Source organism: Lactonifactor longoviformis DSM 17459 (assembly GCF_900129135.1).
GTDB lineage: Bacteria > Bacillota > Clostridia > Lachnospirales > Lachnospiraceae > Lactonifactor > Lactonifactor longoviformis.
The window spans coordinates 1-13,857 of the sequence record NZ_FQVI01000040.1 but is presented as its reverse complement, the minus strand read 5'-3'; the positions used below and the strand labels follow the sequence as shown (position 1 = coordinate 13,857).

Below are 13,857 nucleotides of genomic sequence, written 5' to 3'. Positions count from 1 at the left end.
GATGAGAGTTGAGAAAAGAGTGATAGGCAAATTAGAAAAATGTTATGCACTGGCGCCTTTCTTTTACAAAGGAAAAGAATGCTTTCTGGCTGCTTCAGAAAAAGAAGCAGAGTGCCGCATTTACGATATGGAAGGAACTATGCTGGAAGTGGTCTGGAATAGCCCGGGAGGCGTTATGACCATGGTACAAAACCCGGACTGCGGCGGACAATTTCTCGCTACCCGCCGTTTTTATTCCCCCAATGATTCCAGTGAGGCTTCGATCATCACGGCTTTTCCAAGGATGAAAGGCGGTTGGGAAGTCCAGACCCTGACAAAGCTGCCGTTTGTGCACCGCTTCGATATTCTAAGGAATCAGGGAAGGAAATATCTGATTGCCTGTACATTGAAATCGGGTCATAAGTATAAGGATGACTGGTCAGAGCCTGGAAAAGTATATGGTGCGGAACTTCCCTCTGATTTGTCCCCGTATCACGATGACCATCCATTGAAGCTTGAGATTATAAAGGACAGTATGCTAAAGAATCACGGATACTCTAAGATATGCCGAAATGGGACAGAAAAAGGGGTTATTGCCTGTCACCAGGGAGTCTATGAGATATCCCCTCCGCAGGAGGGGAAAGACATGTGGAGGATAGAGAAGCTGTTGGAAACACCGGCAAGTGAAGCTTTTTTTGCAGATATCGACCGGTGCGGGGAAGAGGAACTGTTCCTGTTTTCTCCTTTTCACGGGGATAAACTGGAGGTTTATAAAAAAAGAGACGGAAGGTTTCGGAAGATATATGAGCATCCTAAAAAACTGGAATTTCTGCATGCAGCAGGGAAAGGTTATATAGGCAGCACCCCTGCAGTATTTATCGGACATAGAAAAGATGACATGGACTTGCTGGCATTGATAAGCGGCAGTAACGGGGAATTGAAGACTTGTACACTGGATCATGGCTGCGGAGCAGCCAATGTACTCTATCGGCATACACAGGGCAGGGATATTCTGATAGCTGCAAACCGGGAAATCGATGAGCTGGCTATGTATTATCTGAATGCATAAGGGGTTGAAGAGATGAAGGCTTATACAATTGGATTATATGAAAAAGCAATGCCCCCTAAATTAAATTGGAAAGAGAAGCTGGAAGCGGCAAAATCCGCTCATTATGATTATGTGGAATTAAGCATTGACAGTACGGAGGCAAAAATAAACCGCATTTATATGTCCAAGGAAGAAAGATTGTCATTAATTCAGAATATGTATGAGGTGGGCGTTCCTGTCCGCTCAATGTGTGTAAGTGCCCTCACAAAATATTCACTGGGCAGCGGAAATACCAAACTGCGGGAAAGAGGAATGGAAATTCTGGAAAAAGCTATTGAGCTGGCAGATGATCTGGGAATACGTATTATTATGATTCCAGGATATGATGTTTATTATGAGGAATCCACGTCTGAAACGCAAAAGCGCTTCTCTGATAACCTTCGGAGAGCAGCCCATATGGCTGCGGCATACGGGGTATTAATTGAATTGGAAACCATGGAGAATAATTTCATGAATACGGTATGGAAAGCCATGTATTATGTGGAGCAGATAGGGTCTGTCTATTTAGGCATTTATCCGGATTCCGGAAATATAAAAAATGCCGCTGTATCTCTGGGCTTTGATGAGATAAAAGATCTGCAGTCTGGAAGGGGACATATAACCTCACTCCATCTAAAAGAAACGAAGCCGGGTCAATTCCGGGAGGTTCCCTTTGGGAGCGGTCATGTAGACTTCAGAAAGATAATAGAAGCCGCATGGGAGATAGGAATTCGAAAGTATGTCACAGAATTCTGGTACAATGGAAAGGATGACTGGCAGGCGGAACTAGAAAAGGTGAACAATAGTATGAGAATTATATTGGAAAGCATGAAATGCCCTTGCATAACAGCAGGAGAGGACTAACCAGAAGGTTGGTCCTTTTTTTGATACTTAATAAATATTTATCGATAATCAATAAAAAAATATTGAAATTCATTTCTTCTAGTGCTATAGTGAATAGAGAAATATAATAAAATCAACAGTGGTTTATACAAATGCAAGAAGGAAAGGGGCGAATCTTATGAAGCAAAACCATCTGGCTTCTGTTACTAAAGTGTTATTGGATATTATGTTTTACGGCGGCATCATTACCTGTGTGTCTCTCCCGTGGTGGATGAAGTGGCTGGGGAGCAGCTATCCATCGTTTCAGGAATTCTATACACAGATGCTTTTTATCTATGGGGGGGCAGGTGTCCTGGCTGTAGCCATTATTTGGCAGCTGCGAAAGATATTCAGGACCGTGCTCAGGAAAAACTGTTTTGTGGAGGAGAATACCAGAAGTCTCAGAATTATGGGGTGCCTGGCATTCGGACTGGCGGCAGTCATGGCATGCCGTTTGTTTTTTATCATTACTCCGGCTACCTTGATTATTATATTGGTGTTTCTTGTGGGAGGTCTTTTCAGCCTGGTCCTCTCTCAGGTGTTTCATGAGGCAGTGAACTATAAGAATGAAAACGATCTGACGATTTAGGAGGTGCCTTATGGGAATTGTTATTAATCTGGATGTTGTAATGGCTAAGAGGAAAAAGGGGCTGAAAGAACTGGCTGAAGAAGTGGATATTACCATGGCGAATCTGTCGATATTAAAGAATAATAAGGCAAAGGCCATCCGTTTCAGCACCTTGGAGGCTATCTGCAGGGCGCTGCACTGCCAGCCGGGAGATATTCTGGAATATGTGGAAGAGGATTGTGAGAAAGAGTAAGGAGGGTATCAGATGAGTATAGAAATGACGGATATGCAGGAGGATGCATTCCTCCCCGCGGATATAGGAAAACAGAGAGAAGAGGCAGCGGAAATCAGATTTTTGAAGGAGCATTACCGGTATTTCGGCACCGCAGCTCTTCTGTACGGAATTTTTTATGCTGTTTGTATGTATCAGAATCCTGCGGGAATTACGTTCCCATTTGTGGTTGCAGCCTCGTTCGGACTCTGTATCCTGGGGCTGAGGTATATGGGAAGAAGTATTAAGAGGAGCACCTGGCCCTATGTACTCTTGGCAGTGCTGCTGGGTACAGGTGTATGTCTGACAGCCAGTGAGGTGCTCAGAACCTTTCATAAAGCGGGAGCCTTTTTGCTTCTTCTGCTTTTTATGACAGAGCAGATCTATGGGAATGAGAATTGGAGCATTGAGGATTATGCGGGGCATTTTTTTTGGAAGGGAATTCATATTTTGGGAGGATGCTATTATCCGTTTGCCCATTATAAGGCTTACCGGGAAGAACATAGAAAAAAAGTGAATCCCGGCAGAAAGTATATTTACATGGGAGTTGGAATTGCTGTGCCTGTGTCCCTGCTGGTATTGCTGCTTCTTGCAAGAGCAGATGAGATATTTTCCCATCTGTTTGGCACACTATTACGGAATATTTTAGTTCCAACCAGATTTTTAGGTGCTTTTCTAATGGCGGTGGCAGCCTTTGTGTTTATGTACAGCTTTTTTGCTGTCAATATTGTAAAAAAGGAAAAGAATAGACAGACAGTGAAAAGGGCAGAGCCGGTGACTGCTATTATCGTTACAGGCGCTCTTACAGGTATCTATCTGTTATTCTGCGTCATTCAGGTTATGTACTTATTTGCCGGGGGGATTTTCCGGCTGCCAGAAGGAATGACGTATTCAGAGTACGCAAGACAGGGCTTTTTTGAGCTCTTGTTTGTAAGTCTTCTGAATCTGGCTATTGTTACCCTCTGTGTAGAACACGTCAGGGAAAACAAGATTCTGAAAGTATGTCTGACAGTTGTTTCCGGCTGTACGTACATTCTTATCTGTTCTTCCGCATACAGGATGGTCTTGTATATCAGGCAGTATCATTTGACTTTTCTCCGGATGCTGGTATTATGGTTTTTAGGAGTATTGACAATATGGTTGACAGGAGCAATTGTCAGCATTTATCATAATAAAATAAACTACTTTAAATTTGCTGTTGCCGTAGGGGCGGTAGGGTATCTTGGATTTGCCCTGGCCAGACCGGATGCATGGATTGCCAGATATAATATCAGCCATATGGAGGAATTGTCTTACGGTGACATTGCCTATATGACCCAGGCATTATCTGATGATGCTGCTCCTGAGATTGCCGGGATTTCCAAGAGTCAATGGAAAGTGCAGGACTGGGAATACATCAGTCAGGAACTGGCCAGCTATCATGACAGGATATACCTGCAATACAGGGATTTGCCTGTCAGAAAATGGAACTTAGGCAAGGAACTGGCCAAAAAGGCAGTTGGGGAACAGCAGACCGGAGGATATGAATGACAGAACGATTATTTGACAGGGACAGTCACCTGCAGCAATTTACAGCAGAAGTGATATCCTGTGAAGCAATAGAACAAGGATGGAAGGTTGAACTTGACCGTACAGCTTTTTTCCCGGAAGGAGGAGGGCAGAAAGGAGATACCGGAAGTCTGGAGGGGATAGAGGTATGGGATACCCAGGAGACAGGGGAAGGTATCTTTCACTACACCCGGCGCCCTCTGGAACCAGGAGCCGTAATACAGGGGAGAATAGATTTTGAAAAGCGGTTTTCCAGGATGCAGCATCATTCGGGGGAACATATTGTGTCAGGGTTGGTTCACCGTTTTTTCGGGTATCACAATGTTGGCTTCCATCTTGGAGACGGGCCAGTTACCATGGACTTCAGCGGACCTCTCACAGAGGAGGAACTGCGTCGTGTGGAGCTGGAAGCCAACCGGGCAGTTGCGGCCAATCTTGAGGTACAGGTATCTTATCCGGAAAAGGAAGTACTTGCACAGCTGGAATATAGGAGTAAGATAGAGATAGAGGGACAGGTACGGCTGATAACGATCCCCGGCTATGATGTTTGCGCCTGTTGTGCGCCCCATGTCAGCCTTACCGGAGAGATCGGCAGCATCAAACTGACGGGAGCCTCCAGATATAAAGGAGGAACAAGGGTCAGTATGCTGTGCGGCCTGCGAGCGCTGGCAGACTATAATATGAAGGAAAAGAATGTAGCAGAGATCTCTGCTTTGCTGTCTGCAAAGCCTGAGGAAGCGGCAATCGCAGTAAAAAGGCTTTTGGCCGAGCTCCAGGAGAAAAAGGAGCGCATTGCCGATCTGCAGGAGCAGCTTCTCGCCCAGAAACTGGAGCAGATTCCAGAGGGACAAAAGACAGTCTGTCTGTTCCAGCAGGGACTGGATACAATTGCTATGAGGAATTTTGTGAATGCAGGAGCAGAAAAATGCACCGGCATCTGCGGGGCTTTTGCCGGGGATGATGAAACCGGATACCAGTATATTTTGGGAAGCCGGTCTCGGGATCTCAGAGAATTTGCAAAAGAGTTTAATCTTGTCTTTCATGGAAAAGGCGGAGGGAAGCCGGAGATGGTACAGGGGTTTGTACAGGGAAGCCGTACAGCTATAGAAAATTATATTAACAGGTGAAAATATGAATGTATTAAATATAGAGCATATCAGCAAAATCTTCGGGGATAAGGTTATCTTTGATGATGTTTCCTATGGGATTCACGCGGGGGATAAAATAGGTGTTATTGGGATTAACGGGACAGGAAAGACAACGCTGTTAAAAATGATAGCGGGGCTGGAAGAACCCGACCAGGGGCAGATTGTTGCCCAGAACGGCCTGAGGACTTCCTATCTGCCTCAAAATCCGGAATTTCCCCGGGATGCTACGATTCTGTCCTATGTTACGGCACAGATCCGGCAGAATGAATGGAGCAGAGACAGCGAGGCCAGGAATATATTAAATAAACTGGGAATTACAGAGCATGAGACGGGAATATGCCAGCTTTCGGGGGGACAGAAAAAAAGAGTGGCGCTTGCCAGAACCTTGGTAGACCCCGGAGACATCCTAATCCTGGATGAGCCTACTAACCATTTGGATAATGAGATGGTCTCGTGGCTTGAGGAATATCTGATGAAGTTTAAAGGCGTAGTGGTTATGGTCACCCATGACAGATACTTTTTGGACAGGGTTACGAATAAGATTATGGAAATCAGCCACGGAAATCTATTCAGCTATACGGCTAATTATACAGAATTTTTGGAGATGAAAGCCCAGAGAGAAGAGATGGAGCTGGCCTCTGAGAGAAAACGCCAGAGTATTCTGCGCATGGAGCTGGAGTGGGCCAAGAGAGGCTGCAGAGCCAGAAGCACAAAACAGAAGGCACGGCTGGAGCGTCTGGAGGCTTTGAAAAACGGAACGGGTCCGCTCAAAGATCAGACAGTGGAGATGGATTCTGCAGAGACGAGAATGGGGAAGAAGACAATTGAACTTCACCATGTGAGCAAACAGTACGGGGACAGACGGATTATTGACGACTTTGACTATATTGTTCTGAAGAATCAGCGTCTGGGAATTATAGGTCCAAATGGCTGCGGCAAATCCACGCTTATGAACCTGCTGGCTGGCATCCTGGAACCGGACGAAGGGGAGATAGAGGTTGGAGAGACAGTTAAAATTGGCTATTTTGCTCAGGAAGAAGTGGATATGGATCCGGGACAGAGAGTCATCGACTATGTGAGAGATATCGCAGAATATATTCCCACAAAGGATGGGAGAATCAGCGCGTCACAGCTTCTGGAGCGGTTTCTCTTTGATGCATCCATGCAGTACACACCTATAGGAAAGCTTTCAGGAGGAGAAAAGAGAAGGCTGTACCTGCTCAGTATACTGGCAGGAGGGGCTAATGTTCTTCTCATGGATGAACCTACCAACAACCTGGATATTCCCACACTGACTATTCTTGAGGACTATCTGGATTCTTTTTCCGGGATAGTGATTACAGTATCCCATGACAGGTATTTTCTGGATAATGTTGTGGATCGTATTTTTGCCTTTGAGGGGAATGGCCGCCTGCAGCAGTATGAGGGAGGCTATACAGATTATCTGGAGGCCAGACAGTACAGAGAAAAAACGGAGAATCATACCGTCAGGAAGAACACCGTTGAGAAGAAGAAATCCACGGGAAAAGAGTGGAAGCAGAATATGCCTGCAAAGCTGAAATTCACATTTAAAGAACAGAAGGAATATGAGACGATAGACGGTGATATTGAGGCTCTGGAAGTTAAAATCGCGTCTTTAGATGAGGATATGTCTGCCAATGCCACAAATTCAGCAAAGCTGTTTCAGCTGTCAGAGGAAAAAGAAAAGACAGAAAAAGAGCTGGAAGAAAAGATGGAACGTTGGGTGTATCTGAATGATCTGGCAGAAAAAATAGAGGAACAAAAAGCAGGAAAAATATGAAACCCGCAGGAAACAAGAAACAGCACAATAAATTGAGGAAGAGGGTATGAATATGAACTATCGGGAAGCGAGACAGTATCTGGAGGATGCCAATAAGTACGGGAGCGTACTGGGCCTGGATAATATCAGGGAATTATTAAGACGGCTGAACAACCCTGAGAATGCCTGTAAATATGTACACATAGCAGGCACGAACGGAAAGGGTTCGGTCTTGGCCTATGTTTCCACTGTGCTGACCTGTGCGGGGTATAAGGTGGGAAGATACATATCACCCACGCTTTTTAAGTACAGGGAAAGAATCCAGGTAAATGAGGAGTATATTACCAGAGAGGCGCTGGCCCGTCTGGTGACGGAGATCGCAGGGGCAATTGAGGGGATGACAGGAGAAGGACGTCCCCACCCAACACCATTTGAAATAGAGACGGCCCTGGCATTTTTATATTTTAAGGAAATGGATTGTGATTTTGTGGTTCTTGAGGTTGGACTGGGCGGCCTGGAGGATGCCACAAATGTGATACAGACAACCCTGGTGGAGGTTATGACATCCATCAGCATGGATCATATGGCATTTCTGGGGGATACCCTGGCGGAGATTGCAGAGAATAAGGCTGGTATCATTAAGCCTGGCACTGTTGTGGTAACAGACTGGCAGCAGCCGGATGCAATGAGAGTCATTGAAGAAAAGTGCAGTAAGGAAAACTGCACGCTCAGAACGGCAAAAAAAGAGAATGCCTATGGGGTAACGTCGGGATATGAAGAACAGATTTTTTCGTACAGATGCAGGGAACGGATCTATGAGGATATTGTGATACGTCTGGCAGGCAGTTATCAGATCGAAAATGCCATTGTAGCTTTGGAGACTGTAGATGCTCTGCGGGATTTAGGATATGAAATCCCAGAGGAAAAGATTAGGGAAGGAATGATGACAACCCATTGGAGAGGCAGATTTACCATTCTTCAGAAAGATCCCATCGTTGTTATTGACGGTGCCCACAATGAGGATGCAGCCAGGACCTTAAGAGAATCCCTAACCATGTATTTCCCGGAAAAGAGAATGCATTTTATTATGGGTATGTTTGAGGACAAGGAGTGCGAGAAGGTAATTAAGAGAACTGCCTCACTGGCAGATGACATTATTACTATTCAGACACCGGGCAATCCCCGGGCTCTTCCGGCAGAAGAACTGGCTGAATTAGTTCGGAAATATAATCCAAAGGTAGAGGCCATGAGCAGTATCAGGAAAGCTGTGCGGGAAAGCTTTCAGAGAGCAGAAAAGGATGACGTTATAGTTGCCTTCGGTTCGCTTTCTTTCCTTGGCTCAGTTGTGCGGGCTGTGGAGGCAGTGGAATACGAATAGAGAGGCAGGCTGGAGCTGACAGGACACAGATATGTCAGTTCCGGCCTTTTGTATGACCGGTGAAGCTGCGGGAGCTTATGGAATAAATTTACGTATCATTCGTTGACAGACACTATTGATGCGAGTATACTTTTAATCATTGACCGGCTGGTCGGTCGAGAACATGACAGAGGTTAGAATAAAGCAGCAGGAGGAAAATTATGTTATCGCGTTATAGTGTGAAAAGACCCTATACCGTTGTGGTTGCCGTGGTACTGGTGATTATCCTTGGGATCGTCTCTTTTACCAAAATGAGCACGGACTTACTGCCAAGTATGAACCTGCCCTATGCAGTGGTGTTAACTACATATCCCGGGGCGAATCCGGAGACGGTTGAAGAGGTGGTTACAAAGCCGGTGGAGCAATCCATGGCTACCGTTGGAAACATAAAAAATGTAAGTTCCAGCTCCAGTGAGAATATGTCAATGGTTATCCTGGAGTTTAATGAGAGTACTAATATGGACTCAGTTACCATTGAGATGAGGGAGAAATTAGACCAGATTGGATCTTATTGGGATGATTCTATCGGTAAACCTATTATTATGAAACTGAATCCGGATATGCTTCCGGTTATGGTTGCTGCTGTTGATATCAAAGGAATGGACAGCGGGGAGATCAGTGACTATGTAAATGATACCTTCAGCTCAGAGATTGAAAGCTTGGAGGGGGTAGCCAGCGTAAGCACTACCGGCGGAATCCAGCAGAAGGTTCAGGTGACCCTCCGGCAGGACAAGATTGATGAGACAAATCAGAAGGTCAGGGATGCCATTAACGGAACCTTCATGGAAAAGGAAGATGAGCTGCAGGAAGCTCAGGATAAGCTTGACTCCGGAAAAGAAGAGTTAGAGAAGGGAAAAGATCAGTTAGATGCGGGGAAAGATGAACTGGCGTCTAAGATGGGAGAGGGTGAGGCCAAGCTTCACAGCGCCCAGGGAGAGCTTACAAAAGGAGAGACACAGCTGGATCTTTTTCTGCCGGTGATACAGGCGCTTAACAGCAAAGCGGCAGAATTGGACGCGGCGGAGGAGGCTTTGGATAAAACTGCGGCGGAGACAGATAACGCTTATGAGCAGCTTATGCAGCTGAAGGCCGGACTGGAAGGCCTTATGCAGGGAATTGAGGGCTATAATGCCCAGCTGCAGCAGCTGTATAAGGAACTGGAGGAATTGCAGGGGCAGCTGACTGCGGGGCCTCAGGCAGAGGACGAGGCTCTGGGAGTACAGGGCATGGGGGAAGCATCAGCCGGTGAGGATACAAGCTCTATTCAAAAAAAGATCGAGCAAATCCAAAACCAGATAGAAGAGGCAGAAAAGAACCGGAAACAGCTGGAGGAACAGCTGGAGGTGATATTTAAGCAGCTGAATGTATCCGACGGGGAGGCAGCAAAAGCTTCCATTGATCAGCAGCTGGAAGCCCTTGGAAAGACTGGGGATGAGATTCGCACGGCGAAGGCAAAGCTGCATGATGCGCGCGCTCAGCTGAAGGTGCAGCAGCAGGAGATGGAGAATGCCAAGGCCCAGGTGGAGGCAGGCAAGGTGCAGGCCAGCGATGCCCTGGCGGCTTTAAATACGCAGAAAATTATTGCAACTATTGATATGAGCGTGGCCGCCTCTAAAATAGATGCCGGTACCAGCCAGATCGATCAGGCCCAGACCCAGCTTGACGCAGGAAAAGAGCAGCTGGATGATGCCAAAGAGAGTGCAATGGAGGGTAGTGATCTGAACGATATCCTTACCCTGGATATGCTGAAGGGAATTCTGGCAGGGGAGAACTTTGCCATGCCTGCGGGGTATGTGGCGGAAGACGGTATCAGCTATCTGGTGCGGGTAGGAGACAAATTAGAAAATCTGGGAGAACTGGAGGATCTGGTGATTCTGGATATGGGGCTGGACGGTCTAAAACCAATACACCTGTCAGATGTAGCAGATGTGGCGGTGACAGATAATTCCTCTGAAGTTTATGCAAAGATTAACGGACAGCCGGGGGTTATGCTTTCTGTGGAGAAACAGACAGAGTATTCTACCGGGGATGTCACAGACCGTATTCTGGACAAATTTGAACAGCTGAAGTCAGAAAATGAGGATCTGGAAGTTACCGTTCTGATGGATCAGGGTGTATATATTGACATGGTAGTGGATTCTGTCCTGCAGAATATGATATACGGGGGAATTCTGGCAATTCTAATCCTTTTCCTTTTCCTGAGGAATATACGTCCTACGTTAGTAATTGCCTGTTCTATCCCCATCAGTGTTGTCACGGCTGTGGTATTGATGTATTTCAGCGGTGTGACTCTGAATGTTATCTCACTGTCGGGATTGGCCCTCGGAATTGGCATGCTGGTAGATAACTCCATAGTTGTAATTGAGAATATCTACCGTATGCGGAGTGAAGGAGTGCCGGGGAAAAAAGCAGCCATAGAGGGAGCAAAAGAGGTGGCGGGTGCCATTACGGCGTCTACTCTTACTACTGTCTGTGTATTTGCTCCTATTGTATTTACAGAGGGAATTACCCGGCAGCTGTTTGTGGATATGGGTCTTACCATTGCATATTCCCTTGCGGCCAGTCTGGTGGTTGCACTGACTCTGGTGCCTATGATGTCTGCAGGTCTGCTGAGGAAGACTGTGATAAAGCCTTCCAAAAAGCTGGATAGGGTCAGGGATGCCTATGGTCAGCTCATAGACTGGGCCTTGTCTCATAAAGCTGTTGTCCTGCTTGCGGCAGTCCTTATGTTTGCCGGAAGTATGGTTCTGGAAATCCGGCAGGGAACTTCATTTATGCCAGAGATGGAGAGCACAGAGGCATCGCTTTCAGTTACTACAGAAAAGGGGACTTCTTTTGAGGATACTACAAGGATAGCGGATGAGGTGATTGAAAAGATTCAGGATATTGAGGATATAGAAACCATAGGTGCTATGGCAGGGGGCTCCACCATGTCATTAGGCAGTACCGATAACTCAGTACAGATTTATCTTATTCTGAAAGAGGATAAGAAGCTGGACAGCAATCAGCTGGAGAAGGAAATTCTGAAGCGCACGAAGGGGATTGATGCTGAAGTGGCGGTTACCACCTCCTCCATGGATATGAGTGCTATGGGAGGATCGGGGATTAATATTCAGATCAAAGGAAAGGAGCTTGACACCCTACAGACTCTGGCCACAGGGCTGGCAGGAAAAATAGAAAACATAAAGGGGCTGCAGAATATCTCCGACGGTATGGAAGATACCGATGCGGAATACCGGATTGTGGTAAATAAAGAGAGGGCTATGGAACATAAGCTTACAGTCGCTCAGGTATTCCAGGCGATTAATGCAAAGCTTGCGGATCCTTCTTCGGCGACTACCCTGTCAACCGCTACAAAGGATTATGGCGTATACCTGGAGAAAGATACAGATGAGAAGCTGACAAGAGAAGATATTGCAGACATTACAATATCCGTGACTAACAATGAGGGAGAGAAGGAAGATATACGGATCGGCGATATCGCAGATTTCCAGCGGGCTGTCGGTCCCCAGGCGATTACCAGAAACGGGCAGTCCCGCTATATGTCTGTCACTGCGGAGATAGACGGAGACCACAACATCGGGCTCGTCAGCGATGAAGTTCAGAAAATTCTGGATCATTATGAGCTGCCGGAGGGCTATACCGCAGAGATGAAAGGAGAAGATGAAACCATTAATGATGCCATGGAACAGCTGATTCTTATGCTGCTCCTTGCGCTGGTCTTTATGTACCTGATTATGGTGGCTCAGTTCCAGTCTCTTTTATCACCCTTCATTATTATGTTTACGGTGCCATTGGCATTTACCGGAGGGTTCCTTGGACTTTTAGTATCAGGAAAAGAGATCAGCGTAATAGCTATGATAGGATTTGTAATGCTGTCAGGTATCATAGTGAATAATGGTATTGTGCTGGTCGACTATATTAATCAGCTGAGGAAGGAGGGAATGCCAAAGAGAGAGGCCATTATTGCGGCAGGCAAATCCAGGCTTCGCCCAATAGTTATGACTGCACTGACCACAATCCTTGGTCTGACCACAATGGCTATGGGTCTGGGAATGGGCGGCGATATGGTGCAGCCGATGGCAATTGTTACCATAGGGGGACTGCTCTACGGTACTTTCCTGACACTCTTTGTAGTGCCATGTATCTATTCGATTTTTAACAGAAAAAATTATAAAAAAGATGAAGCAAGATTGCAGGAGGATGAGGGGAATGAAGCAATCGCAGAGTCCGTGTAAAAATAGAAACGAAAAAGTGTTATCTCTCTATCAGGCCGTTATAGACCTGATAGAGGAGGATGCAGATATCAATGGAATGAAAGTGGCGGATATCACAAACAGGGCAGGGATCGGCAAAGGAACTGCTTATGAGTATTTCAGCAGCAAAGAAGAAATGATTGTGGAAGCCCTCATGTATGACATGGAACGTCAGCTGCGGCAGATATACGAGCTCCTGTTGGCAAAAAATTCTCTGAAGGAAAAGATCTACGGAGTTTTTGAATGGCTGGAGAGCAGCTTTGGAAAAAGAAGCACCACTCAATTTTACAAAATAACCAGTAATTCCTATGAAATTCATAACTCACTCCATCAGGAATTCATCAAGGAAAAAGGCAACTGCCGGCTTATGGACAGCATTCTCAATTTAATTATAGACCAGGGGAAAAAGGAAGGGAGTATCCGGAAAGAAATTCCAGGGACCCATGTGTATATGATATTCGTATCTAACTTTATCAGCTTCTTTATTTTCCTGGGACATGAGGAACAGATAGAGGATGTGAACAGGGAAAGTACAAAAGAATTTCTGTACCAAAATATGATGAAAAGCCTTAATTAGGGACAGGGCAAGATGAATTTGGGACAGGCCGGATCGATTTGGGGGCTGTGAAAAAATGGAGTTGCTCTAACTCCATTTTTTCAGCCCCTCTTTATTTTGTGGAAAGCGTAAGAAAAAAGCAGTAAAAAGCGCATAATCCCCCTTACCCCAACAAACGTGCGCTCTTTCTTCTTTAAGCCACTTCCCGGAGTCTCATCTGCTTATTATAGATTTTATAGAGATTATGGCCGATAGAAACAAGAAATATCTCTACTCTTACCGAATCCAGTCCTCTTCTTACAATTCGCTTATACCTTCGGTCGTATTTGATGATTCCAAATGTCCCTTCTGCCTGGATGGAGCGG

The 13,857-nt window shown here is 45.9% G+C and carries 11 protein-coding genes; 10 read left to right on the top strand and 1 reads right to left on the bottom strand.

Annotated elements, in window-relative coordinates:
- Position 1 precedes the first annotated feature (1 nt).
- The 10 genes from BUA56_RS20710 to BUA56_RS20665 all read left to right on the top strand — a co-directional run bounded on the left by BUA56_RS20710 (position 2) and on the right by BUA56_RS20665 (position 13,513).
- Positions 2-1,048 (top strand): hypothetical protein, encoded by a 1,047-nt coding sequence (locus BUA56_RS20710; protein WP_072854673.1) that lies wholly within the window; start codon positions 2-4, stop codon positions 1,046-1,048.
- Between the two features lie 12 nt (positions 1,049-1,060).
- Complete coding sequence (locus tag BUA56_RS20705) at positions 1,061-1,930, top strand: L-ribulose-5-phosphate 3-epimerase (protein WP_072854672.1); 870 nt, start codon at positions 1,061-1,063, stop codon at positions 1,928-1,930.
- A gap of 157 nt (positions 1,931-2,087) precedes the next feature.
- Entirely contained in the window at positions 2,088-2,537 is a 450-nt protein-coding gene (locus BUA56_RS20700; protein WP_072854671.1) for a DUF2975 domain-containing protein, read from the top strand.
- A 10-nt stretch (positions 2,538-2,547) separates the two neighbouring features.
- Positions 2,548-2,769 carry a helix-turn-helix domain-containing protein gene (locus BUA56_RS20695; RefSeq protein ID WP_072854670.1) on the top strand — a complete coding sequence of 74 codons (222 nt, stop codon included), beginning with the start codon at positions 2,548-2,550 and terminating at the stop codon, positions 2,767-2,769.
- Positions 2,770-2,781: 12 nt separating this feature from the next.
- Positions 2,782-4,317, top strand: a complete 1,536-nt coding sequence (locus BUA56_RS20690; RefSeq protein ID WP_072854669.1) for a DUF4153 domain-containing protein — start codon at positions 2,782-2,784, stop codon at positions 4,315-4,317.
- Complete coding sequence (locus BUA56_RS20685; protein ID WP_072854668.1) at positions 4,314-5,462, top strand: alanyl-tRNA editing protein; 1,149 nt, start codon at positions 4,314-4,316, stop codon at positions 5,460-5,462. Before BUA56_RS20690 ends, BUA56_RS20685 begins: the two co-directional genes overlap by 4 nt.
- Before the next feature lie 4 nt (positions 5,463-5,466).
- Complete coding sequence (locus tag BUA56_RS20680; RefSeq protein WP_072854667.1) at positions 5,467-7,284, top strand: ABC-F family ATP-binding cassette domain-containing protein; 1,818 nt, start codon at positions 5,467-5,469, stop codon at positions 7,282-7,284.
- Between the two features lie 46 nt (positions 7,285-7,330).
- Positions 7,331-8,641 (top strand): bifunctional folylpolyglutamate synthase/dihydrofolate synthase, encoded by a 1,311-nt coding sequence (locus tag BUA56_RS20675; protein ID WP_341443529.1) that lies wholly within the window; start codon positions 7,331-7,333, stop codon positions 8,639-8,641.
- Positions 8,642-8,841: 200 nt separating this feature from the next.
- On the top strand, positions 8,842-12,918 hold the full coding sequence (locus tag BUA56_RS20670) for an efflux RND transporter permease subunit (protein ID WP_072854666.1): 4,077 nt from the start codon (positions 8,842-8,844) through the stop codon (positions 12,916-12,918).
- The gene (locus tag BUA56_RS20665) at positions 12,893-13,513 is read left to right on the top strand and encodes a TetR/AcrR family transcriptional regulator (protein WP_072854665.1); all 621 of its coding nucleotides are present in this window, start codon (positions 12,893-12,895) and stop codon (positions 13,511-13,513) included. Before BUA56_RS20670 ends, BUA56_RS20665 begins: the two co-directional genes overlap by 26 nt.
- A 172-nt stretch (positions 13,514-13,685) precedes the next feature.
- Here the strand turns inward: BUA56_RS20665 and BUA56_RS23800 are convergent, their stop codons facing one another.
- Positions 13,686-13,850: a transposase gene (locus BUA56_RS23800; RefSeq protein ID WP_278320880.1), complete on the bottom strand. Its 165-nt coding sequence runs from the start codon at positions 13,848-13,850 to the stop codon at positions 13,686-13,688.
- Between the last annotated feature and the right edge of the window lie 7 nt (positions 13,851-13,857).